The following is a 21,979-nucleotide window of genomic DNA, read 5'->3' on the forward strand; positions in this document are numbered from 1 at the left end:
GGTATGAGCGACGAGGGCTACTGCACGATCAGCGAGGCCGCGAAGCCGCCGAAGGCGGACGGTCCGCCGTACGCCGAGTGCGTGCTGTGCCGGGAGCCGACCGAGTACCCGGAGTCGTACAAGGGCATCACGATGTGCCCGCCGTGCGAGTGGCAGGAGGCGCAGCGGACCGCCTGCTCAGGATGAGCGGCGGCCGTTGAGAAGGCAGGCCACGGTGAAGGCCGCGGCGGTGAGCAGGGCCGCCGCGGCCAGGGGCAGGGGTGACACCGGGACCCGGCCGGACTCCGAGCCGGAGACCAGACCGCTGACCGCCGCGTGCGCCGGGGAACCCGCTACCACCACCGCGAGCAGCACGGCCAGCAGCATCATGGGCACCGCCCGGCCCGGCGAGCGCAGCAGCGGCCGGTTGGTGAGCGCGCCGACGGCACAGCCGAGCAGCGCGCAGACGAGGGTCGCGAGCAGACCGGCGGCCCCGGCCCGCAGGGGCGGCACGGCGAACCGGTGGTCGTTGGTGGCGTGCCGGCTGATCACGGTCACGATCAGGGTCGCCGCCGTGCCGAGCAGCGCGGCGGCGGCGAGGCCGGTGAGCAGGGCGGCCAGATGGGTCCTGGCCGGGCCCCGCGCCGCCGTGACACAGGCGCGGGCGGCCGGCGGTTCGCCGGTGACACAGATCCGTACCAGCCAGGCGGCCACCGGCAGCAGCGCGGCGGCCGTGTAGCCGAGCGAGTCCAGCACCGGCTGACCGCTCTGCACGCCCACTCCCAGGAACACGGCATACAGGATCACCGGGGGCAGCCAGCGCTGGGAGCGCAGGAGGAGTGCGGTCTGGTAGCGCAGGAGTGCGGTCATGGGCGGGCTTTCTCGTCCGGAGGGACGTCCGGGGGGCTGACGGCGACCACGTGCCACGGCGGGTGGGCCGTGAGGAGGGCACGCAGCACCACGTCCGAGTGGGACGCGGGAACCGTAAGACGGTAGGTGCCGGGGGCCGGTTCCTCGGCGAAGGCCGCCGTGCGGGTCGCGTCGGCGGGCAGGCGGCCGCCGGCGGGGCCCCGGACGGTGACGACGGTGTGCGGGCCGACAGGTGAAGCCACCTGCGCGGCAGCGGGCCTGAGGGTGCCGTCGACCACCTGGTAGGTCGCGTCGGGCGCGCCCGCGAGGCGCCGTGGATCGTGATCGACGAACACGACGGCTCCCCCGGCCGCGGTCCGCTCGGCGACGGCCCGCTCCAGCTCCGCGCGGGCATCGGCGTCCAGGCCGGTCCATGCCTCGTCGAGGACGAGCAGCCGGGGGTCGGCGAGCAGGGCCTGGGCGACCGCGACCTTCTGGCTGGTGCCCTTGGAGAGCTGGGCCATGGGCGTGGCCGCGTAGGCCGCCGCGCCGAACCGCTCCAGCCAGTCCGCTGCGCGGGCGGCGGCCGACCTGCGGGACAGGCCGTGGACGGTGCCGAGGTGGGTGAGGTAGCCGGCGGGGGTGAAGGGCAGGGCCGAGGGGAAGCGCTCGGGCACGTACGCGGTGCGGGGGCGGCCGGTGATACGGCCCTCGGTGGGGGTGTCTATGCCGGCGATGAGGCGGAGCAGGGTGGACTTGCCGGTGCCGTTCGCTCCTTCCACCCGGGTGAGGGTGCCGGGGGTGAGGGTGAGGTCGACGCCTCGTAAGACCCAGGGGCCGCGTATGCCGTAGCGGCGGCCTACGCGGGCCAGTTCAAGATCGCGGTGCATGAGGGTATTGTCGTGCGGTTCCGCCGTGGGGGTGTGCACCGTCTCCGACTGCGGGTGCGTTGTGGCTGGTCGCGCCCACGCGGCGGAGCCGCAAATTGACCCAGCCCGCGCCCCTTAGGCTGACGGGGTGAGCGCTGATTCGAAATCACCCGGCGACAGTCCTTTTCGCACCGAACCCACCGCACGTGACGAGGCACCTCAGTTCGTGCTGCCACTGGTCGTACGCATCGAAAGGGACGCCCCTCCGGCCCGCACCGACGCTCTCGAAACCGCCGCCCGGGCCGTGCTGACCATGCTCAGTGATCCGCGCTCCCTCGGGGACGGGGAATGGGCTCAGTCGATGCGGGACTGGGAGGACGCCCGGATCCGCAAGGTCGTGCGGCGGGCTCGGGGGGCCGAGTGGCGGCGGGCCGGGGAACTGCCCGGGATCACCCTCACGGGGAAGTCCGCCGAGGTACGGGTGTTTCCGCCGGTTCCCCTGGACGGGTGGCCCAAGGAACTGGCGAAGTTGCAGGTGTCCGGGACGGAGTTGGACGATCCCGAGCCGCCCGTCGACGCCGACCGGGCGCAGGCCGTGCTGTGGCTGAACCCGCAGTTGGAGATGTCCGCGGGCAAGGCGATGGCGCAGGCCGGGCACGGGGCCCAACTGGCCTGGTGGGCGCTGCCGGAGGAGGAGCGGGAGTCCTGGCGCGAGGCCGGGTTCCCGCTCGCCGTACGGACCGCCGACCCGGCCGAGTGGCGTCAACTCACGGACAGCGGACTGCCGTTGGTGCGGGACGCCGGTTTCACCGAGATCGCGCCGGGCAGTTGCACCGTGGTCGCGGATCATCCTCGGTCGCGCCTACGACGACCGTGACCGACTACTCTACGTAGGCATCTCCGACAGCCCGCTGCCCAGCCAGGTCGACCCGCACTTCGGCGACCTGCTGCGGATCTGCGCGATTCTGGGTGTCTCTGTACCCGAGCCCATCCGGGGCCTGGACGATGTGAGGCCTCGCCCGTCCGCACCGGGAGACGCAGACGAACAGGGCCGGTAACGCAGGGATCAGCCGGCGAGGGACCAGCGCGATCCGTCAGGCAGGTACCGGGCGTACGCACTGCCGTCAGGCTCCCGGACGTACCCGAACCGGTCCTGCGCGGGCCGGTCCGCGTGATTCCACCAGGCCCAGGCCTCCTCGGCCTGCTTCCACAACCCCTCGTCGCCGCCGAACGTCACCAGACCGCTGGTGCCGGCAATGGGCACGCGGGCCCAGGAGCCGTCGTCCCGCTGGAGCTGGATCGACATCCCCTCCGTGTCGTCGACGTAGTACACGAGCTCGGTGCCAGGCATCTGGAACGCCAGCGCGAGCCGCAGCGGGTAATGGGCCTGGATGGCGTTCGCCGTGAGTGTGCTCGGCCGGGACCGGGCAGCCGGGGCGCGCTCCGGCCGGTCCTGCGCCTGGTACGTGCGCGCGTGGCTTCGGGCAGCCATGAAGCGGCCGGTGTTCGTGGTGAAGAAGCCGCGGGCCTCGCCGTCACTGCCGGGTGAGAGCCGCACGAGACCGCCCTCGATCCCGAACGCCACATCGGTCAGCAGCACCCCGCCGGGCCGCAGCTGCTCGACCCACGCGGCGGGGACGGACGGCACGGAGCATGTGGCCATGATCCGGTCGAAGGGCCCTCCGTCCGGCCAGCCCTGCGTTCCGTCCCCGGACAGCAGTTGGGGCTGGTACCCGATGCTGTCGAGACGCTTCTGGGCGAGGTCGACGAGCTGCTGGTCGATATCCATGGAGTGGACGAACTCCTCACCCAGACGAGCACTCAGCAGCGCGGCGTTGTAGCCGGTGCCGGTGCCGATCTCCATCACCCGGTGGCCGTCCTGGATGTCGAGGTCTTCGAGCATGCCTGCCATGAGGCTGGGGATCGTGCTCGACGACGTGGCGACACCGGTCCAGGCGTCCTCGTCGACCTGCTGGGCTGTCGCCGGGTCCAGGCCGGTCACGAGGGTCACGTCCCGGTAGACGTCCGCGAGACCGCTCTCCTCGGTGGCACCGCGCCGACGCCAGACCGCGATGCCCCGCGCGTCGGTCTCCTGCTCGTACCAGCTCGGCACGAGAACGTGGCGGGGAACCGAGGCGAACGCCTGCTCCCACGTCTGGGTGCGGACCGCGCCAGTCCTGACGAGCAGCTCGGCGAGCGCGACCGCGTACGGCCGGCCGGCGTCTTGGGGAAAGTTGCTCACGGGGCGACTCCTCGGAGTTCGTCGGCGATGGCCTGGGCGATGGGCAGGCCGGTGTGGTGCTCGATCCAGTCCCACTGCCCGCAGGGGTGCCCGCCTTCGGGCGCGTGCGGGAAGACTTCCCGCACATCGAGAACGGTCACGATGTGATCCCTCGTTCGGTTGCTGTGGGAATGCAAGGCGTACCGCCCCGTCGAGAAGCTTCCGGCGACTTCGAGGGGGCGGGCCTTCCCGTCTCACCAGGCGCGACGGATGCCCGGTGAGACGGGTATTCGGGGTGCGGCCCTGACCCGGAGCGGCCGCCGTGGGGGTGCGTCAGACCGGTGTCCGCGACAGCACCGGGGCGCGGAGCGGAAGGGTCATGTGGCCTTACGGGGTCGCTCGGGCGGCCGGATGGCAGGAGCAGCGGCACCGGTGGATGAGCAGGATGCCCACAGAATGGGGCAGCGGGATGTCTTTGGTCTGTCGGCACTCCGCATGCAGGTGCCCGCTGTCGGGCCTCTGCGCCACTGCGCATTCTGCGGAGAGGTTCTCGGTGTCGGCGGTGGTCGGCACTACAGCCCGCCTCACCACAGCCCGCCCCGGGACCGGGCGTTGGCGATGGCGACCGCAGGACTGAGTGCTTCGCCGACCGGCACCAGGCGCAGCTTCTTCGGGTCGGCGTCCCACTCCCTGCCGCCCTCGATGGGTCGGAGCTGCACGTAGCCCCCGACGAGGCCCATCACTTTGCCGATGCGCCTGTGCTCCGCGTCCTCGACCGTCTCGCCGAGCCGCAGCTCGTAGGCGCTCTCGGCGGGAGCAGGCTCTCCAGAGGTCGGCGGGCGGGCTGTAGCGTTCATGGTGTCGACGCTCCTCTTCAGCGTTGGCCGGCCTCGGGACCGTTCGCGCGGTCGCCGAGGCGCTTCTTGCGACGGACGCGGAGCGCGAGTCGCCGCATGCTGATGCTGTTCGGAGCGTGCTGTCCACGCGTCATCGCGCTGCCTCCGCCTCGTCGTTGACCAGGTGTAAGAACAGCGTCACGCTGTGAGAGGGACTCAATGCCTACGGATTTGTAGGCGTTGTAGATATGGCCTACAGGCCGATCCACGCGGCCATGTGGTTCAGGGTGTCCGGCGTCCGACGGGACAGATGCACCAACCCGGTGATCGTCTCCCGGGCGCCCGGGTGGTACCGGGTCTGCTCGGGAGCCATCCTGCGGGCATCGACGAGGTGCTCCAGCGCCTTCTCCGTGGAACCGGTCTCCATCTCTGCTCGCGCCCGGTCGATCAGGAAGTGCGCCCGGCGTGAGGTGGCCAGCTGCGTCGGAAGCTTCATCTTGCGCGCCTGCTTCAGCGCATCGTCGTACTGATGCATCTCGACGGCCGCCGACATCCTGTGCAGGGCCACGTTGGCCGGCCCGAAACTGAGCCAGTGCACATCGGACGCGTCGCCGATGCGCTTGGCGATCTGGCGTGCCTCATCGATGTGCCGGCCCACTGCCGCCTGGTCGTCAGCCCGGGCAGAGATGACCGATGCACCGAGGTGCAACTGGCCGGCGACGGCCAGCGCCTCCCGGGTCTCCTCCGCCTGGCCGACGACGGTATGCCCTGCAGCGACGAGCCGCTGCCCGATCCGGTACTCGCCCTCACGGAAATAGACCAACGCGCGCATGTACTGGCGTACGGCAGCCAGGCAGGGATCCGAGGCTCGCTGAGCCGCCCAGTCCATCCGATCCAGGGCGACGGCCGAGAGGTCGTAGTAGCCGAGCTTCACGCTGATGTCATGGGCTGTCCGGTAGGTCGAGGCGAGTGCCTGCCACAGCTCGGTCGTCGGCGTCGACCAGGCGGCGTGGGTGAGCTCGGCGATCAGCCCCGGCAGGGCGCGGGCCGCGTTGCGCAGGTGCGTCGCTCGCACTTCTGCGCAGAGCTCGTCGGCTGCCGTGATCAGCTGCGGTGCCGGCCGCGCGGTGAGATCAGGATTGGGGCCGAGGTCGTACAGGTCGAGGGCCTCACGGATCGGTCGTACGAGTTCGGCGAGCCGGTCCCGCTGCAATTCGGTCATGTACGGCTGTCCAGTGAGCACGGTGACGTCGATGTTCAGGGACTTGGCACAGGCGGCGACGAAGTCCGCGGTGGCCGGGCGTAAACCGCATTCCACAGAGTTCAGCAGGGCGTACGAGAAGGGCAGCCGATCAGCGAGTTGTCTCTGGGTGAGCCTGGCGAGTCTGCGCTGTTCCTTGATGCGCGCGCCCGTGTGGTTGCCGTCCAGTGTTGACATACTGGTCTCCGTTCTAAGCACCCACTTGCGACTGTAATCGCCCCCGACTCCCTTCGGAGCGGGGGCGGTTACATGTGGTCGGATAGGGCCATGACGAAACACGGCCGTGTGATCTACCTGTTCGGCTCTGCTGCCCCGCCCGTCTTCGACATCGCGAAGGTGATCGAGGACGCCCAGGCCCGCAGCTTCGACGTGTGTCTCGGCCTCACCCCCACCGCTGCGCGCTGGCTCGCGCCGCAGCTCGCCGAGCTGGAACGACTGACCGGTCACCCCGTGCGCAGCGAGTACAAAATGCCCGGCGAACGAGACGTATGGCCGGAGGCGGACGTGATCGCCGTAGCGCCGGCCACCTTCAACACCTTGAACTCGTGGGCGCTTGGCCTCACGCACGACTTCGTCGTTGGGGTGGTTGCCGAGGGCATCGGCAAGAGCATCCCCACGGTCGCCATGCCGTGCGTCAACGCCGCCTACGTACGCCACAACCAGTTCGAACGGAGCGTCGCCGAGCTGCGTGCCATGGGCGTTCGCGTCTTGTACGGCAAGGACGGCTTCGTGCCTAATCAGCCGGGTCAGGGCAAGCCGAAGGAGTACCCCTGGGACCTGGTGCTCGACGCGGCCGACGAGCTCGCCAGCGCCTGACGTCTCGGTGGACTCCACCATCGCCCGCGCCCACCAGCATGCGGTGGGTGCCCGCCAGGGCAGCAATCTGCCGGGCCGACCTGGACTCTTTTACCTTTCCTTGGAAACTTTGCCGTTTGTTTGAACACCGTCGCCGTCGCACCCGTACGTCCAGGCACTGAACCAGCGACACGGGGAGGGATCCCTTGCGGCGTTTCAACGGTACGGCCATGATCCTGGCGGCCCTCGCCACCACGCTCGGCGCGCTCGCCTATCCCGTGTGGTCGTACGCCGACCGCTCCGGCACCGGGCAGGCGAACCTGGCGGCGGGGACCGTGGCCACCCAGTGGGGTCCGCTGTCCGCCTCGGACCGCGATCTGATCGTGCGGGTCCGGCTGGCCGGGCTGTGGGAGCTGCCGGCCGGGCAGCAGGCCATCGACCGGGCGCCGAGCGCGGCGATCAAGGCGGCCGGCGACCATCTGATCGTCGGCCACACCGACCTCGACCGGCGGGTCCGGATCGTCGCGGGGCAGCTGGGCGTCGAGCTGCCCAACGTACCGAACGAGCAGCAGCAGGGCTGGCTCCAGGAGATGTCCTCGGCGACCGGCGCGGAGTACGAGTACAAGTTCGTGAATCTGCTGCGCGCCGCGCACGGCAAGATCTTCCCGGCGATCGGGACGGTACGGAACACCACCCGCAACAGCCTGGTGCGGCAGCTGGCCTCGGACGCCAACCAGACCGTGCTGGACCACATCACGATCCTGGAGAAGACCGGGAAGGTCGACTTCGAGGCGATCGCCAACGAGATCGCCAACTCCACCACGGCGAGCCCGACCGGCCCGCCGGTGCCGGCGCCGGGAGTGGTGGTGCCCTCCGCCCCGGCCGCACAGGCCAGCGGTGACGTGCGGGTCACCTCCCGGCCCTCGCCCGGCGCGCCGGGCACGGTGAACACCGCACGCCCGGACCCGGTGGACTCGCTGGGCGTGCTCGGCGGATAGCCGGTTCAGCTCCCCGGAGCGCGGCCCCGAACCTCAAATGTTGCTCTGAAGCGGCAGGCAACACGGTTCGCGGACGCGCTCCGGGGCCATACCCCCGTCAATAGGATGAGGAGGGGGAGTGCCATGACCATGGAGCGGCTGGGAACGGGCATCGGCTGGCGGCCGGAGATCGCCGACGCCGTGGAGCGCATGCCCGGTATCGACTGGGTCGAGGTCGTGGCCGAGAACACCTGCCCGGGCCACCTCCCCGAGTCGCTGCGGCGGCTGCGCGAGCGCGGGGTGACGGTCGTACCGCACGGTGTCTCCCTGGGCCTCGGCGGCGCGGACCGCCCGGACGAGGACCGGCTCACGGCGCTCGCCGAGCGGGCGGAGGCGCTGGGCTCCCCTCTTGTCACCGAGCACATCGCGTTCGTCCGCGCGGGCGGGCCGCTGACGGCCTCGCCGCTCCTGGAGGCGGGCCATCTGCTCCCCGTGCCGCGCACCCGGGACGCCCTCGACGTCCTCTGCGAGAACATCCGGATCGCGCAGGACGCGCTGCCCGTGCCGCTCGCCGTCGAGAACATCGCCGCGCTCATCTGCTGGCCGGGCGAGGAGATGACCGAGGGGCAGTTCCTGTACGACCTCGTCGACCGCACCGGGGTACGGCTGCTGATCGACGTGGCGAACCTGCACACCAACCACGTCAACCGCGGTGAGGACCCGGCCAAGGCGCTCGCCGAACTCCCCGTCGAGGCCATCGCCTACGTCCATGTCGCGGGCGGCTTCGAGCGGGACGGCGTCTGGCACGACAGCCACGCCCACCCGGTGCCCCCGGCGGTCCTGGACGTCCTGGCCGACCTCGCGTCCCGGGTCACGCCGCCGGGAGTGCTGCTGGAGCGGGACGAGAACTTCCCCGAACCGGCCGAACTGGAGCGGGAGCTGGCGGCGATTCGCGGGGCGGTGGCGGCGGGGGGCGCCGCCGACCGCCGGTTCGATCCCCCGGCGCGGCCGACCACGCACGAGGTGACCGACGCCACCCGGCAGCGCGTCGGGCTCGCACAGACCGCGGTGCTGTCCTCACTGGTCGCGGGGACACCGGTGCCGGAGGGGTTCGACCGGGTGCGGATGGGGGTGCAGGCGCGGGCGCTGGCGTCGAAGCGGGCGGACGTGGTGGCGAAGGTGGCCCCGGAACTGCCGGAGATCCTGCGCGAGGCGTATCGGCCGGCGTTTCTGGCGTACGCGCAGGAGCGGCCGATGACCGAGGGTTACCGGCGGGATGCGCTGGACTTCGCGGGGCGACTGCTGCGGGACGGCAGGGCGGGAGACAGGACGTCGCGGCGCCGACTGGAAAGGTGGTGGCGCGACCGTGCGGGCGCGACGCCCCGGCGGTCGGCTGCCCGAAGGGCGTTGCAGCGGCGGGGCTAGGGGGAGGCGAGGCCGGGGGTGCCGCTTGCCGGCGTTGGCCAGGGTGCCGCATGGAAGTTCGGTCGGATGTCGGCTGCGGGCCGTGTCTGGCTGGTCGCGCAGTTCCCCGCGCCCCTGACGGGGCGCTGTTCAGCCGTGTCCTGCACAGCCACGGAGCTGCATGGCCGCGGGCAGTCGTGCCGCTGGGGCGGCACGGGTGGGCGCGGCCGTCCCGCCCACCCGAACCCGACATCCGACCCAAAACCACACCAACCCATCGCCCCGGCCCCCTACACCGCGCCCTCGGTAATATGCCAACCCCGTACGGCGAAGCCCCACCGTGCGGTGCAGGAGGCATCATGCGCGCGCGTCCCCGACCCCCCGTCCAAGGCCGAGGCATATTCACCGGTACCGGGCTGATCATCGTCTGTCTCGCGGCGACCCTCGCCGCCCTGGTGTTCCCGATCTGGTCGTACGCCGACCGCTCGGACCCGACCGGCGCGGTGAACGTGCTGAGCGCCCAGACGGTGTCGACCCGCTACGGCCCGCTGTCGGCCCTGGACCGGGACTTCATCGTCAAGGTGCGGCTCGCCGGGCTCTGGGAGCTGCCGGCCGGGGAGATGGCGGAGCAGAAGGGCACCACCCAGGCCGTACGGACCGCCGGCCGGCACCTCGTCGACGGGCACGCCGCCCTCGACGCGCACGTCCGCGACGTCGCCGCCCAGCTCGGCGTGCCGATTCCCAACCAGCCCAACGGCCAGCAACAACAGTGGCTCGCCACGCTGACCGAGGCGCAGGGGCAGGACTTCGACCGGCAGTTCGCGAACATCGCGCGGCTCGCCCACGGCCGGGTCTTCTCCGTCGTCGCCCAGGTCCGTGCCGGCACCCAGAACACCCTGGTCCGCGATCTCGCCGACGATGCCAACACCACCGTCCTCGACCACATCAAGGTCCTGGAGGCCACGGGGTACGTCGACTTCGCCGCCCTCGCGCAGCAGTTGGCGCTCCCCCCCTCCCCCGCCGCCTCGCCGCCGGTCTTCGCGCCGAGCGACGCGATCCCGGTCGTACCGTCACCGGCCCCGCCGTCGGCCTCGACGTACCCGCTGCCGCCCGCCGCCTCCAGTCCCCCGCCGCCCAACAGCCCCTGACCTGCACGGGAAGCGGAACGTCACGTACCGACAACACTCGGTCCGGAATATGAACAGGGCATGGCGTTTCCCAAGCCCCTGGCATAGAAACGCGTCATGTTCTGGGTCCTTCTCCTGCTCCTGGCCTGGGCCGTCGCCGGCACCGCCTGCACCCGGCTGTGCCTGGCCGCCGTACGCACAGCGGCGACCGACACGGACACGGGCCGAGGACACGGTCTGACGCTGTACGAGGCAGCGTTCCTGTCCGGCGGGCCGGCGCGGGTCGCCGACCTGACTCTGGTGTCCATGGCCCGCCAACAGCGGCTGCTGCTCGCCCACACCGGCTGGGCGACCGTCGTGGACCCGCGCGCGCGGGACGAGATGGAGCGCTCGGTGATAGGTGCCATCGGGCCGGACGGGCAGTCGCGGATAGCGCCGGTGCGTTCGGCGGCGGCCGGCGCGGACGCCGTGCGGAGTCTCGGCGAGAGGCTGGTGCGGGCCGGGCTCGCGGTGCCGGACGTGGCGGCGCGTACGACGGTCGCGTCGGGCGTGCGTCAGGTGCGGGCCGCCGCACTCGCCGTGTTCGGCCTGGCGGCGGTCGCCCTCGTGCTGCCCGCCCCGACCGAGATGCCGCGCGACCTGGTCGCCATGTGGTTCGCGCTGCCCCTCACCCTGACGCTGAGCTGCCTCGCCATCGCCCGGGTCGAGGTGCACCCGTACTCGCGCTGGGCCTCCCCGGCCGGGCAGCGGCTGCTGGGCGTGCTGCACCGGCGGGCGAACCGGGCGGCCGACGACCACTCGCTGCTCGCCTCGGTCGCCGTCCGCGGTATCCGCGCGATCGGCGAACCGGAGCTGCGTGCGGCCTTCGCACACCGGGACCAGCTCCCGCGGGAGTGAGCGGGGGCGTATAGGGGCATTGGCGCCGACACCGGCCGATGGTGCTTGCCTTCGCCGACAACCGGTCGAAATATCCCTTTTATTGCTGCCGTGCAGTCGCTGCGGTGCCGTTGCTGCCGCGCCACGCAGCGACCGCACCGAAAGGGATACGCCATGAGAGCCCCCGCCCTGTATTCGGCAGCCGGGTCCCTGATCCTGACCACCCTGGCCGCCGCCCCGGCCGGGAGCGCCCCCCGCGTCCCGGACACGGCGACCACCGAACTGCGCGGTACCGCCGTGGCCGCCGCCCGGGCGCGCGCGGAGGGCATCGACTTCGGCAAGTGCGCCGCGGGCCTGGACTTCCCGAGTTCCTTCCAGTGCGGCACGGTGAGCGTCCCGCTGGACTACGCGCATCCGGACGGCAAGCAGATCAGACTGACCGTCAGCCGGGTACGGGCCACCCACAAGGACCCGCACAACAGCAAGCGCAAGGTGCCCCGGCAGGGCGCCCTGGTCTACAACCCGGGCGGCCCCGGTGCCTCCGGCATGGCCTTCCCGATGGTCGGCGCACTGCCCGAGTGGAAGCGCCTCGCCGCCGCCTACGACCTGGTCGGCTACGCCCCGCGCGGGGTGGACCGTTCGGCGCCGCTGTCCTGTGTGGACCCCAAGCGGTTCTTCAAGGCGCCCGCCCCGGCACCGGCGCACCCCTCGGCGGCGTACAAGAAGGCGCGGATCGCGGAGTCGAAGGCGTACGCGCGCGGCTGTCTCAAGCGGTCCGGGAGCAGGCTGAGGTACTTCACCTCGCTCAACAACGCGCGCGACCTGGACGTGCTGCGCGCCGCGCTCGGCGAGAACCGGCTGACCTTCATGGGCGCCTCCTACGGCACCTACTTCGGCGCGCTGTACGCCACCCTGTTCCCCTCGCACGTACGGCGGATGGTGCTGGACTCGGCGGTGAACCCCGACCCGGCGCAGATCTGGTACCGCTCCAACCTGGAGCAGTCGGCCGCGTTCGAGAGCCGCTGGGCGGACTACCGGGAGTGGATCGCCAGGCACGACGACGTGTACGGGCTCGGTGACACGGCCGCGAAGGTGCAGGCGAGTTACGACCGGGCGAGCAAGCGGCTGGCCAAGAAGGCGGCCGGCGGGAAGGTCGGACCGGCGCAGTTGCAGGGCGCGTTCCTGTCGGCCGGGTACTACGACGACTACTGGCCGAGCCGCGCGGAGGCGCTGTCGAAGTTCCTGAAGGGGGACGCGAAGCCGTTGGTCCGGCTGGCGGCGCCGACGCCCGCGACGGCCGCCGCGGCGGAGAACGGCAACGCGGTCTACACGGCCGTCGAGTGCAACGACGCGGCCTGGCCGACGGACTTCAGGACCTGGGACCGGGACAACACCCGGCTGGCGCGGGTGGCGCCGTTCGAGACCTGGGACAACGCCTTCATGAACCTGCCGTGCGCCTACTGGCCGGTGCCCCGGCAGAAGGCCCTCGATGTCCGGACGGGTCCCGGTGAGCTGCCGCCGACACTGATCCTGCAGGCGGAGCGGGACGCGGCCACGCCCTACGCGGGCGCGCTGGAGATGAACCGGCGGCTGGCCGACTCGGTGCTGGTGACCGAGCGGGACGCCGGCACCCACGGGATCGGCGGCGGCCCCAACAAGTGCGTCAACGGCTATCTGGAGGCCTACCTGCTGGAGGGCCGGCTCCCGGAACGGCGCGCCTCCTGCACCGGGCACCCGGAGCCCAAGCCGGCCGGCCACGCCCCGCAGAAGAAGCTGCGGGACTCCCTGAAGGGCAAGGCCGGCCGGCGCTGAGCGTCGTCAGGCGAGGCCCGCGACCAGCTCCGCGACGTCCTTGCGGCGGCCCGTGTAGAAGGGGACCTCCTCGCGGACGTGCATGCGGGCCTCGGAGGCGCGCAGGTGACGCATGAGGTCGACGATGCGGTGCAGCTCGTCGGCCTCGAAGGCCAGGATCCACTCGTAGTCGCCGAGCGAGAACGAGGCGACCGTGTTCGCGCGCACGTCCGGGTAGCCGCGGGCCATCTTGCCGTGGTCGGCGAGCATCCGGCGGCGGTCCTCGTCGGGCAGCAGGTACCAGTCGTACGAGCGCACGAACGGGTACACGCTCACGTAGTCACGCGGCGTCTCGTCGGCGAGGAACGCCGGGATGTGCGAGCGGTTGAACTCGGCGGGGCGGTGCAGCGCCATGTTCGACCAGACCGGCGTGAGGGCGCGACCCAGCTTCGTGCGGCGGAAGAGGTTGTACGCCTCCTGGAGCTGGTCGCTGTCCTCGGCGTGCCACCAGATCATCAGGTCGGCGTCGGCGCGCAGACCGGAGAGGTCGTAGGTGCCGCGCACGGTCACCTCCTTGGCGGCAAGCTGGTCGAACAGCTCCTGGACCTCGTCGGCGTAGCCCGCGCGGTCCTCGGGCAGCACGTCCTTCAGCTTGAAGACCGACCACAGGGTGTAGCGGATGACCTCGTTGAGGTCCTTGGCCAGCTTGCCCTTGTTCGGGATCCGCTCGGGGGCGGTGGTGGGGGCGTCGTCACTCATGGTCCTTATTCTCCCGCTCCGCCGTGCAGGCTCTGCACCGGGTTGGCGGTGAGCTCCCGCACCGCCGCCAGGTCGCCGCCGAGCTGGTCGACCGCCGCGTACGCGCTCGCGATGCAGGCGGGGATGCCCACCCCGTCGTACTGCGCGCCGCAGACCGCCAGGCCAGGGAGCTCGGCGACGTGCTCGCGGACGCGGGCCACGCGCGCGTGGTGGCCGACGGGGTACTGGGGCAGGCCGTCGGTCCAGCGGGTGACACGGGTGGCGACCGGGTCCGCGTCCAGGCCGGTGGCGGCGCGCAGGTCGTGCCGGGAGACGTCGACGAGGTCGCCGTCCGCGCGTCCCAGCACCTCCGTCTCCCCGTACCGCCCGACCGAGGTGCGCAGCACGACGACGTCCGGGTCCTCGTCGGCGATCCAGCCCCACTTCTGGGAGGCGAAGGTGGCGGCCTTGATGGTGCGGCCGTCGACGGGCGGCACCAGGAAGCCGCTGCCCTCGGGGAGGGCGAGGTCGGCACGGCGGTAGGCGAGGGTGATCAGGGCCATCGAGGCGTACTCGACGGCGGCCAGGTCGGCCGCGGCCGCGGGCGCTTCGGTGCGCAGCAGGGCGGCGGCGACGGGGGCCGGGACGGCGACGATCACGGCGTCCGCGTACCGCACCACCCGGTCACCGGCGACGACCCGCCACCCGGTGTGCGGGCCGCCGCGGGCCGCCTCGCGGTCCCCGTGGTCCGCCGCCCCGGCGCCCGTGCGGGAAGGGCCGGAGCCGGCCGGTGAGCCGTCGTGGTCGAAGTCCCGCGTCGTGCCCGGTCCCACCCTGCGCAGTTCGGTCACGGGTGCCCCGGTGACGATCTCGCCCCCGCGCGCCCGTACCGAGTCGGCCACCGCGAGCGGCAGGGTGCCGACGCCGCCCTCGATGCCCATGAACACCGGGCCCGTCTGCTGGTTGGCGGCCGCCTTGGCCTGGATCTCGCGGACGGCCTCGGTCAGCGAGTCGTGTGTCCTGGCGGCCTGGTAGAGCTGCGGGACCGCCGAGCGCATCGAGATGCGGTACGCGTCGCCCGCGTAGACCCCGCCGAGCAGCGGCTCGACCAGCCGGTCGACGACCTCCCGGCCGACCCGCCCGGCCACGTACTCCCCGACCGCCACGTCGTCGCCGACCTCGGTGCGGGGCAGGTCGGCGTCGCGCTCGATACGCGTGAGGCCTTCCTCGGACAGCACGCCGGACAGCGCGGCGGCGGTGCCGGGGACGCCCATGACATGACCCTTGGGCATGGGGCGCAGGGCACCCCGGGTCCAGATCGAGGCCGTGGCGGTGGCCGGCGGCCGCAGCCGGTCTTCCAGCCCCACCTCGCACGCGAGGGCGACCGCCTCGGGCCGGCGGGCCAGCATCGACTCGGCGCCCAGGTCGACCCGTACGTCCGCGATCTCGCCGGGCAGCAGCTTGCCGCCGACTCTCTCCGAGGCCTCCAGCACGGTCACGCGCACGCCGCGCTGCAGCAGCCGGTGGGCCGCGGCCAGCCCGGCGATCCCGGCGCCGATGACCACGACGTGCTGCCCCGTCCCCGTACCCGTTGCGCTCATGACCCCCACTCTCTCAGACCGCGCTGACACTCCCGCCCGGGCCCGGTGACCCCTACGCGTCCGGACCGTGACCGCATCGGGACCGTCCCGCTCAAACGTCCGGCACCGCCCCGGCGTCGAAGGAGCGTCAGTTGTTCACGACCCTCGGGGGAAACCATGCGACATCCCGTACGACCCGTTCTCGCCGGCCTTCTGCTCGCCTGCGTGCTCGTCCTCACCGGCTGCGGCGCCGGTGACGACTCCGGCGGATCCGCCGGCGACTCCAAGGCCGACCTGGGCAGCGCGGCCCAGGACGCGGCGGGCTCGGCAGGCGCCAAGGAAAGCAGCAACAGGGGCGCCGACGAGGCCCCCAAGCTCACGGTGAACCACATCATCCGCACCGCCTCCCTGACCGTGCAGGTCAAGGACGTGCCCAAGGCCCTCGACGAGGCCCGCACCACGGCCGAGAACGCCGGAGGCTATGTCGGCAAGGAGACCACCACCCGGGGCTCCCAGGGCCGCGAACGCACCCGCGTGGTCCTCCGGGTCCCCACCGAGAAGTACGACGAGGTGCTCACCGACCTCCAGGGAGCGGGCAAGCTGCTCGACCGCACCGCGAAGGCCCAGGACGTCACCGACCAGGTGGTGGACGTGGACAGCCGCATCAAGTCGCAGCGGGCCAGCGTGGCCCGGGTCCGCGAGCTGATGGACCGGGCCACCAAGCTCAGTGACGTGGTCACCCTGGAAGGGGAGTTGAGCAGCCGGGAGGCCGACCTGGAGGCGCTGCTCGCCCAGCAGGCGTCCCTGAAGGACCGCACCAGTCTGGCCACCATCACGCTGTCGCTCACGGAGACGCCGGTGGCGAAGGCCGCCAAGGACGACACGCCGGGGTTCGTGGACGCGCTGGCGGGCGGCTGGCACGTCTTCGTCACCATGCTGCGCTGGATAGCCCTGGCGCTGGGCGCGGCCCTGCCGTTCGCGGCACTGGCGGCGCTGGTCGCGTTCCTGTGGTGGCGGGTCGTACGCCGGCGCCGTACGCCCGGTGGGGAGACCTGAGCACGCCTGAAATTCCCTCGCCCCGTAGCGTGTTCGCATGGACATGAGCAGTGGACGGGAACGGCTGGTGGTGATCGGCGGGGACGCCGCGGGCATGTCCGCGGCGTCCCAGGCACGCCGGCTGCGGGGACCGGACGAGCTGGAGATCGTGGCCTTCGAGCGCGGTCACTTCAGTTCCTACTCGGCGTGCGGCATCCCGTACTGGGTCGGCGGTGACGTGGCGGAGCGGGACCATCTGATCGCCCGCACGCCCGAGGAGCACCGGTCGCGGGACATCGATCTGCGGATGCGCACGGAGGTCACGGAGATCGACGTGGCCGGGAAGCGGGTACGCGCGCGTGACGTCGATTCCGGCGCCGAGTCCTGGACGTCGTACGACAAGCTCGTCATCGGGACCGGCGCCCGCCCGATCCGCCCCGACATGCCGGGCGCGGACGCCCCGGGGGTGCACGGTGTGCAGACCCTCGACGACGGCCAGGCCCTGCTCGACACGCTGGCACGCACGCGTGGCCGGCGCGCTGTGGTCGTCGGCGCCGGCTACATCGGTGTCGAGATGGCCGAGGCGATGATCAACCGGGGCTACGAGGTGACGGTCGTCAACCGCGGCAGCGAGCCCATGTCCACGCTCGACCCGGACATGGGCCGCCTGGTGCACGAGGCGATGGAGGGCCTCGGGATCACCATGGTCAATGACGCCGAGGTCACCAAGCTGCTCACCGGCCAGGACGGCAGTGTCCGCGCGGTGGCCACGGAGGACGGCGAGTACCCGGCCGACGTGGTGATCCTGGGCATCGGCGTGCGCCCGGAGACGAGCCTCGCCCGGGCGGCGGGCCTGCCCGTCGGCGAGCACGGCGGCCTGCTGACCGACCTGGCGATGCGGGTCCGCGGCCACCAGGACATCTGGGCGGGCGGCGACTGCGTGGAGGTCCTGAACCTGGTCTCGGGCCAGGAGCAGTACATCGCGCTGGGCACCCACGCCAACAAGCACGGCCAGGTCATCGGCACCAACGTGGGCGGCGATTACGCCACGTTCCCCGGGGTCGTCGGCACGGCGGTGAGCAAGGTCTGCGACCTGGAGATCGCCCGCACCGGCCTCCGTGAGAAGGACGCGCTGCGGGTGGGACTGCGGTACGAGGCGGTCACCATCGAGTCCACGAGCCGGGCCGGCTACTACCCCGGCGCGAGCCCGATGACGGTCAAGATGCTCGCGGAACGCCGCACGGGCCGCCTCCTCGGCGTCCAGATCGTGGGGCGAGAGGGCGCGGGCAAGCGGGTCGACATCGCGGCGGTGGCCCTGACGGCGAAAATGACGGTGGACCAGATGACGGCCCTGGACCTGGGCTACGCGCCCCCGTTCTCACCGGTATGGGATCCGGTACTCGTGGCGGCCAGAAAGGCGGCGACCAAGGTGCGCGAGGGCCACTGAAGCGCCCCGTCAGGGGCGCGGGGAACTGCGCGACCGGCCACAGCGACCCGCACCCCGCAACGGCGATCAAGCCGTCCCGCTGATCCTCGGCAACGAAGTGACCCCAGCCCCTCCCGGCGCAACCGCGGCAGCGGGCTGCTCGGTCCCCGGCCGCGCCGCGTGCGCCGCCGCCGGCCGAGTCGACCGCAGCCGGTTGCTGACCGCCTCGTCCAGCGTCACCGGCCGCTGCATCTGCGCCGCCAGCCGCCCCGCCTCCTGGCCGAGCCGTGCCACGTCCTCCCAGGGGAGCCGCACGACAAGAGAGATCTCCGCCTCACCGTCGGGCATGGCCTGCATGGGAGGGAACCCCTGGGAAGCAACCCGCTCGTTCATCGCCTGGTCCTCACGTCGCCTGGAACATCACCTGAAGCTCATCGGTCGCAAGGACATACGCACCCGCGCGTGCCGACGTTCACCGAGCCGCTCCGCGCTTCGGGCGCCCCCGCCCTGGGCACTAGTCAGCTGTGGTCATCCCCGTCCATGACGTCAATCCGGTGCGGCGCACGCCGTACGTGACGTACGCGCTCATCGCCGCGAACGTCCTCGTCTTCCTGTTCACGCCCGGCATAGCCGGCTCCGTGGCCGGCAGCAGCGATCTGGCCCAGCTGTGCCATCTCCAGGCCTTCACGGACCACTACGCGGCGGTCCCCAGAGAGCTGATCCACCATCAGTTGCCGGGGCTGGTGCCGACCGGCGCCGTGGGCGTCGGCCGGAACGGCCCCGGCTGCGTCGTCGGCCCGCCCTCCTACGACAAGTCGCCGGTGCTGTCCGTCTTCACGGCGATGTTCCTGCACGGCAGTTGGCTGCACCTGCTGGGCAACATGCTGTTCCTGCTGATCTTCGGCAACAACGTCGAGGACCGGATGGGCCACGTCCGGTACTTCCTCTTCTACGTCGTCTGCGGCTACGCGGCCGGCTACGGCTTCGCGCTCCTCAACGACACCTCGGCGGACCCGCTGATCGGCGCGTCCGGCGCGATCGCCGGCGTCCTGGGCGCCTACCTCGTCCTCTACCCGCGGGCCAGGGTCTGGGTGCTGGTCCCGTTCCTGATCTTCCTGCCGCTGCGGCTGCCGGCCTGGCTGGTACTGGGCTTCTGGTTCGTGCTGCAGGCCGTGTACTCGTCCGGGGAGGGCGTCTCCGCCGCCGGCACCGTGGCGTACGCGGCGCACGTCGTCGGCTTCCTCGTGGGCATGCTGCTCGCCTGGCCGCTCAAGCCGGGCACGCCACCGCCGCCGGAACCGCGCGGCCTGCTGTTCGGCAGGCGGGCCCGGCCCCGGCACAGCTGGTAGCGGACCGGGTCAGCGGGCGCTCTCGGTGTGGACGAACTCGACCAGCCGGGTCAGTGCGTCCGGGTCGGTGGACGGCATCACACCGTGCCCGAGGTTGAAGACATGGCCTTCGAGACCGGCGGCCGCGTCGAGCACCTCGCGCGCCTTGGTCTCCACCGCGTCCTTGCCGGCGAACAGCACGGTCGGGTCGAGGTTGCCCTGGAGTGCCTTGCCGGGGCCGACGCGGCGGGCGGCCTCGTCGAGCGGCACCCGCCAGTCGACGCCGACGACGTCCGCGCCGGCCTCGCCGATGAGCCCCAGCAGTTCGCCGGTGCCGACTCCGAAGTGGATGCGCGGGACGCCGTACCCGGCGACGGCGTCGAAGACCTTCGCGGACGCGGGCAGCACCGAGCGGCGGTAGTCGGCGGGGGCCAGCGCGCCGGCCCAGGAGTCGAAGAGCTGGACGGCGGAGGCGCCGGCCTCGATCTGCACCTTGAGGAACGCGGCCGTGATGTCGGCGAGGCGGTCGAGCAGGTCGGCCCAGAGCTCCGGGTCGCCGTACATCATCGCCTTGGCGTTCTCGTACGTGCGCGAGGGGCCGCCCTCGACGAGATAGCTCGCGAGGGTGAACGGGGCACCGGCGAAGCCGATCAGCGGGGTCGTGCCGAGCTCGGCGGTGAGCAGGCCGATCGCCTCGGTGACGTAGGAGACGTCCTCGGGGGTGAGGTCGCGGAGCTGGGCGAGGTCGGCGCGGGTGCGGATCGGGCGCTCGACGACCGGGCCGACGCCCGGCTTGATGTCGAGGTCGACGCCGATGGCCTTGAGCGGGACGACGATGTCGCTGAAGTAGATCGCCGCGTCCACGGTGTGCCGGCGGACGGGCTGGAGTGTGATCTCGGTGACCAGCTCGGGCCGGGTGCACGACTCCAGCATGGGGATGCCCTCGCGCACCTTGTGGTACTCCGGCAGCGAGCGACCGGCCTGCCGCATGAACCACACGGGGGTGTGCGGCACGGGTTCACGCCTGCACGCCTTCAGGAAGGCGCTGTCGTACGTCGCTGTCGGCTGCTGGCCCGTCGGGCTTCCGTTCGCACTCACGACGGCAAGTCTCGCACGCCCCGGAGGCCGACTCGGCGGCGCCCTTACGTGGTCCTTAGGTGGTGTCTCTCCCTGCGCGAAGGCGTCGTTCCCCTTACTCTTCCCCGCATGGCTGCGGCTCAGGGACGACTGTCGGACGGCGCTGGCGGGATGGGCGAGGAGAAGGGCACCGAGGAGGGCGAAGGGCATACGGGGAGTACGGCGCCACCGGCCTTCCGGGCCGCGGTCGACGCGCTGCGCGGCGCGCGGCTGCGGCCGCAGGTCGAGGTGGAGCCCACGCCCGCACCGCAGCGTCTGGCCCCGTTCGCGTACGCCGTGGAGGCGGCGGTGGTCGACGGCGAGCAGGACCTCGCCGACGGCCGTCTGGTGCTGCTGCACGACCCGGCCGGACACGACGCCTGGCATGGCACGTTCCGGCTGGTCACGCTGGTGCGCGCGGAGCTGGAGCCGGAGATGGCGGCCGATCCGCTGCTGCCGGACGTCTGCTGGTCCTGGCTGACCGGCGCGCTCCAGGCGCGCGGTCTGTCGTACGGGGAGCCGAGCGGGACCGTCACCCGGGCGAGTTCGCACTACTTCGGCGGGCTGTCCGAGCGCCCCGCCGCCTCGCAGATCGAGATCCGGGCCTCCTGGACGCCCCGGGAGGGCCGCACCGGGGTCCCGGACACCGCGGCGCACCTCGCTTCCTGGTGCGACCTGCTGGCGCAGGTCGCGGGACTGCCGCCGGCCGCCCCCGGCGACGCCTCGGTGGTCACGCTGCCGCAGCGCCGCGATCCGCAGGCGCGCTAGCCACTCCGTCCCACCGTTTCCGTCATGTCCGACATTGACCGAGGGCCCGTCCACCCGGGTCCCGTCGACTCACCCTTCATTGACCATCTCTTTGTCGATACGGCCACTTTCTGTCCCGTACGACAACGGCCCGAACCGATTCGATCTTCGGATGATCGATCGCGTGTCCGAATTGCACGTATTGTTACTCACCAGATCGTGATCTTTCTCTAAAGGCGGACGGGTTTGATGCCGAAGACGACTGTGACCTTGAAAGCACGGTTCGTCCCGGCTTCTTCCCCACAAGCCGGCCCCCGTCCCCCACCCCAGGAGGCCTGGTGTCCGTTCTCCTCGAGCAGCCCGCAAGCCTGGTCGCCTACCGCCCGAACAAGCCCACCGCCATGGTGGTCGTGGCCGACCCGCGCGTCCGCTCCACCGTCACCCGCCACCTGTGGGCGCTCGGCGTGCGCGATGTCATCGAAGCCTCGTCCATCGCGGAGGCTCGTCCCCGCATCGGCAACCCCCGCGACATCTGCGTCGCCGACGTCCACCTCCCCGACGGCTCCGGCCTGACCCTCCTGTCGGAGACCCGCGCCGCGGGCTGGCCCAACGGCCTGGCCCTGTCCGCCGCCGACGACATCGGCGCCGTGCGCAACGCCCTGGCCGGCGGGGTCAAGGGTTACGTCGTCACCGGCACCCGCACCAACATCGGGCTCCCCACCCGGCCGGGTGCCGCCCCCATCGGTTCCGCCGCCGCCCGCATGCACCGTCGCCCCCCGGGTGCCCCGAACCACCCGGGTGGCTACCGCGAGCTCTCCGGCCGTGAGGTCGAGGTGCTCCGGCTGGTCGCGGAGGGCCAGTCGAACAAGGCGATCGGCGTCTCGATGGGCCTGTCCGCCCTCACCGTCAAGAGCCACCTCGCCCGAATCGCCCGCAAGCTCGGCACGGGCGACCGCGCCGGCATGGTCGCCGTCGCCCTGCGCACCGGCATCATCCACTGACCGGTCGCGGGTTCACCGACGTG

General features: G+C 71.9%; 23 protein-coding genes. 13 read left to right on the forward strand and 10 right to left on the reverse strand.

The window, feature by feature from the left end:
• Window positions 1-3 precede the first annotated feature (3 nt).
• A complete protein-coding gene (locus tag AB0D59_RS19260) occupies window positions 4-186 on the forward strand; it encodes a hypothetical protein (protein WP_362566349.1) in 183 nt (60 codons plus the stop codon).
• On the opposite strand, the gene AB0D59_RS19265 is transcribed toward AB0D59_RS19260, so the two are convergent.
• Complete coding sequence (locus tag AB0D59_RS19265) at window positions 178-849, reverse strand: ABC transporter (protein WP_362566352.1); 672 nt, start codon at window positions 847-849, stop codon at window positions 178-180. The two genes, AB0D59_RS19260 and AB0D59_RS19265, sit on opposite strands and share 9 nt — an antisense overlap.
• Complete coding sequence (locus tag AB0D59_RS19270; protein ID WP_362566355.1) at window positions 846-1,718, reverse strand: ATP-binding cassette domain-containing protein; 873 nt, start codon at window positions 1,716-1,718, stop codon at window positions 846-848. Before AB0D59_RS19270 ends, AB0D59_RS19265 begins: the two co-directional genes overlap by 4 nt.
• Before the next feature lie 127 nt (window positions 1,719-1,845).
• On the opposite strand from AB0D59_RS19270, the gene AB0D59_RS19275 reads away from it, so the two are divergent.
• A complete protein-coding gene (locus AB0D59_RS19275; RefSeq protein WP_362566358.1) occupies window positions 1,846-2,574 on the forward strand; it encodes an aminoacyl-tRNA hydrolase in 729 nt (242 codons plus the stop codon).
• A gap of 189 nt (window positions 2,575-2,763) precedes the next feature.
• Here AB0D59_RS19275 and AB0D59_RS19280 read toward each other — a convergent pair whose 3' ends face one another.
• The 4 genes from AB0D59_RS19280 to AB0D59_RS19295 all read right to left on the reverse strand — a co-directional run bounded on the left by AB0D59_RS19280 (window position 2,764) and on the right by AB0D59_RS19295 (window position 6,192).
• Window positions 2,764-3,939 (reverse strand): methyltransferase domain-containing protein, encoded by a 1,176-nt coding sequence (locus tag AB0D59_RS19280; RefSeq protein ID WP_362566361.1) that lies wholly within the window; start codon window positions 3,937-3,939, stop codon window positions 2,764-2,766.
• A complete protein-coding gene (locus AB0D59_RS19285) occupies window positions 3,936-4,079 on the reverse strand; it encodes a hypothetical protein (protein WP_362566364.1) in 144 nt (47 codons plus the stop codon). The genes AB0D59_RS19280 and AB0D59_RS19285 overlap by 4 nt, the downstream gene beginning before the upstream one ends.
• Before the next feature lie 423 nt (window positions 4,080-4,502).
• Window positions 4,503-4,775: a hypothetical protein gene (locus tag AB0D59_RS19290; RefSeq protein WP_362566367.1), complete on the reverse strand. Its 273-nt coding sequence runs from the start codon at window positions 4,773-4,775 to the stop codon at window positions 4,503-4,505.
• Window positions 4,776-5,007: 232 nt separating this feature from the next.
• Window positions 5,008-6,192, reverse strand: a complete 1,185-nt coding sequence (locus AB0D59_RS19295) for a helix-turn-helix transcriptional regulator (RefSeq protein WP_362566370.1) — start codon at window positions 6,190-6,192, stop codon at window positions 5,008-5,010.
• Window positions 6,193-6,282: 90 nt separating this feature from the next.
• Between AB0D59_RS19295 and AB0D59_RS19300 the strand changes: the two genes are divergently transcribed.
• From AB0D59_RS19300 to AB0D59_RS19325, 6 genes are all read left to right on the forward strand, one after another.
• A complete protein-coding gene (locus AB0D59_RS19300; RefSeq protein WP_362566373.1) occupies window positions 6,283-6,831 on the forward strand; it encodes a flavoprotein in 549 nt (182 codons plus the stop codon).
• 185 nt (window positions 6,832-7,016) lie between these two features.
• A complete protein-coding gene (locus tag AB0D59_RS19305) occupies window positions 7,017-7,808 on the forward strand; it encodes a DUF4142 domain-containing protein (protein ID WP_362566376.1) in 792 nt (263 codons plus the stop codon).
• A 129-nt stretch (window positions 7,809-7,937) separates the two neighbouring features.
• A complete protein-coding gene (locus tag AB0D59_RS19310) occupies window positions 7,938-9,212 on the forward strand; it encodes a DUF692 domain-containing protein (RefSeq protein WP_362566639.1) in 1,275 nt (424 codons plus the stop codon).
• A 338-nt stretch (window positions 9,213-9,550) separates the two neighbouring features.
• Window positions 9,551-10,339, forward strand: coding sequence for a DUF4142 domain-containing protein (locus AB0D59_RS19315; RefSeq protein ID WP_362566379.1), 789 nt, complete (start codon window positions 9,551-9,553; stop codon window positions 10,337-10,339).
• A gap of 96 nt (window positions 10,340-10,435) precedes the next feature.
• Complete coding sequence (locus AB0D59_RS19320; protein ID WP_362566382.1) at window positions 10,436-11,215, forward strand: TIGR04222 domain-containing membrane protein; 780 nt, start codon at window positions 10,436-10,438, stop codon at window positions 11,213-11,215.
• Between the two features lie 153 nt (window positions 11,216-11,368).
• Window positions 11,369-13,006 (forward strand): alpha/beta hydrolase, encoded by a 1,638-nt coding sequence (locus tag AB0D59_RS19325; protein WP_362566385.1) that lies wholly within the window; start codon window positions 11,369-11,371, stop codon window positions 13,004-13,006.
• 6 nt (window positions 13,007-13,012) lie between these two features.
• Here the strand turns inward: AB0D59_RS19325 and hemQ are convergent, their stop codons facing one another.
• Complete coding sequence (gene hemQ, locus AB0D59_RS19330) at window positions 13,013-13,744, reverse strand: hydrogen peroxide-dependent heme synthase (protein ID WP_362566387.1); 732 nt, start codon at window positions 13,742-13,744, stop codon at window positions 13,013-13,015.
• Between the two features lie 5 nt (window positions 13,745-13,749).
• Window positions 13,750-15,324: a protoporphyrinogen oxidase gene (gene hemG / locus AB0D59_RS19335; RefSeq protein ID WP_362566390.1), complete on the reverse strand. Its 1,575-nt coding sequence runs from the start codon at window positions 15,322-15,324 to the stop codon at window positions 13,750-13,752.
• Between the two features lie 156 nt (window positions 15,325-15,480).
• Here hemG and AB0D59_RS19340 point away from each other — a divergent pair, with 156 nt between their 5' ends.
• Complete coding sequence (locus tag AB0D59_RS19340) at window positions 15,481-16,359, forward strand: DUF4349 domain-containing protein (RefSeq protein ID WP_362566393.1); 879 nt, start codon at window positions 15,481-15,483, stop codon at window positions 16,357-16,359.
• A 37-nt stretch (window positions 16,360-16,396) separates the two neighbouring features.
• Window positions 16,397-17,785 carry an FAD-dependent oxidoreductase gene (locus AB0D59_RS19345; RefSeq protein ID WP_362566396.1) on the forward strand — a complete coding sequence of 463 codons (1,389 nt, stop codon included), beginning with the start codon at window positions 16,397-16,399 and terminating at the stop codon, window positions 17,783-17,785.
• Window positions 17,786-17,851: 66 nt separating this feature from the next.
• Here the strand turns inward: AB0D59_RS19345 and AB0D59_RS19350 are convergent, their stop codons facing one another.
• On the reverse strand, window positions 17,852-18,157 hold the full coding sequence (locus AB0D59_RS19350; protein ID WP_362566399.1) for a hypothetical protein: 306 nt from the start codon (window positions 18,155-18,157) through the stop codon (window positions 17,852-17,854).
• Between the two features lie 131 nt (window positions 18,158-18,288).
• Here AB0D59_RS19350 and AB0D59_RS19355 point away from each other — a divergent pair, with 131 nt between their 5' ends.
• Window positions 18,289-19,113 (forward strand): rhomboid family intramembrane serine protease, encoded by an 825-nt coding sequence (locus tag AB0D59_RS19355; protein ID WP_362566402.1) that lies wholly within the window; start codon window positions 18,289-18,291, stop codon window positions 19,111-19,113.
• Window positions 19,114-19,122: 9 nt separating this feature from the next.
• On the opposite strand, the gene hemE is transcribed toward AB0D59_RS19355, so the two are convergent.
• Window positions 19,123-20,190: a uroporphyrinogen decarboxylase gene (gene hemE, locus AB0D59_RS19360; protein ID WP_362566405.1), complete on the reverse strand. Its 1,068-nt coding sequence runs from the start codon at window positions 20,188-20,190 to the stop codon at window positions 19,123-19,125.
• Window positions 20,191-20,298: 108 nt separating this feature from the next.
• Here hemE and AB0D59_RS19365 point away from each other — a divergent pair, with 108 nt between their 5' ends.
• Window positions 20,299-20,976 (forward strand): DUF3000 domain-containing protein, encoded by a 678-nt coding sequence (locus tag AB0D59_RS19365; RefSeq protein ID WP_362566408.1) that lies wholly within the window; start codon window positions 20,299-20,301, stop codon window positions 20,974-20,976.
• 317 nt (window positions 20,977-21,293) lie between these two features.
• Window positions 21,294-21,956, forward strand: a complete 663-nt coding sequence (locus AB0D59_RS19370) for a response regulator transcription factor (RefSeq protein ID WP_351710385.1) — start codon at window positions 21,294-21,296, stop codon at window positions 21,954-21,956.
• Window positions 21,957-21,979 lie beyond the last annotated feature (23 nt).

The sequence above is a fragment of the Streptomyces sp. NPDC048417 genome (genome assembly GCF_040651615.1).
In the GTDB taxonomy this organism is placed as follows: Bacteria; Actinomycetota; Actinomycetes; order Streptomycetales; family Streptomycetaceae; genus Streptomyces.

What these genes read in the sequence shown, in the direction of transcription:
- AB0D59_RS19320 (WP_362566382.1), top strand. Translation starts at nt 10,436, where the DNA reads ATGTTCTGGGTCCTTCTCCTGCTCCTGGCCTGGGCCGTCGCCGGCACC.
- AB0D59_RS19270 (WP_362566355.1), bottom strand. Translation starts at nt 1,718, where the DNA reads ATGCACCGCGATCTTGAACTGGCCCGCGTAGGCCGCCGCTACGGCATA.
- hemQ (WP_362566387.1), bottom strand. Translation starts at nt 13,744, where the DNA reads ATGAGTGACGACGCCCCCACCACCGCCCCCGAGCGGATCCCGAACAAG.
- AB0D59_RS19265 (WP_362566352.1), bottom strand. Translation starts at nt 849, where the DNA reads ATGACCGCACTCCTGCGCTACCAGACCGCACTCCTCCTGCGCTCCCAG.
- AB0D59_RS19300 (WP_362566373.1), top strand. Translation starts at nt 6,283, where the DNA reads ATGACGAAACACGGCCGTGTGATCTACCTGTTCGGCTCTGCTGCCCCG.
- AB0D59_RS19345 (WP_362566396.1), top strand. Translation starts at nt 16,397, where the DNA reads ATGGACATGAGCAGTGGACGGGAACGGCTGGTGGTGATCGGCGGGGAC.
- AB0D59_RS19295 (WP_362566370.1), bottom strand. Translation starts at nt 6,192, where the DNA reads ATGTCAACACTGGACGGCAACCACACGGGCGCGCGCATCAAGGAACAG.
- AB0D59_RS19315 (WP_362566379.1), top strand. Translation starts at nt 9,551, where the DNA reads ATGCGCGCGCGTCCCCGACCCCCCGTCCAAGGCCGAGGCATATTCACC.
- AB0D59_RS19365 (WP_362566408.1), top strand. Translation starts at nt 20,299, where the DNA reads ATGGCTGCGGCTCAGGGACGACTGTCGGACGGCGCTGGCGGGATGGGC.
- AB0D59_RS19260 (WP_362566349.1), top strand. Translation starts at nt 4, where the DNA reads ATGAGCGACGAGGGCTACTGCACGATCAGCGAGGCCGCGAAGCCGCCG.
- AB0D59_RS19340 (WP_362566393.1), top strand. Translation starts at nt 15,481, where the DNA reads ATGCGACATCCCGTACGACCCGTTCTCGCCGGCCTTCTGCTCGCCTGC.
- AB0D59_RS19325 (WP_362566385.1), top strand. Translation starts at nt 11,369, where the DNA reads ATGAGAGCCCCCGCCCTGTATTCGGCAGCCGGGTCCCTGATCCTGACC.
- AB0D59_RS19350 (WP_362566399.1), bottom strand. Translation starts at nt 18,157, where the DNA reads ATGAACGAGCGGGTTGCTTCCCAGGGGTTCCCTCCCATGCAGGCCATG.
- AB0D59_RS19290 (WP_362566367.1), bottom strand. Translation starts at nt 4,775, where the DNA reads ATGAACGCTACAGCCCGCCCGCCGACCTCTGGAGAGCCTGCTCCCGCC.
- AB0D59_RS19310 (WP_362566639.1), top strand. Translation starts at nt 7,938, where the DNA reads ATGGAGCGGCTGGGAACGGGCATCGGCTGGCGGCCGGAGATCGCCGAC.
- hemG (WP_362566390.1), bottom strand. Translation starts at nt 15,324, where the DNA reads ATGAGCGCAACGGGTACGGGGACGGGGCAGCACGTCGTGGTCATCGGC.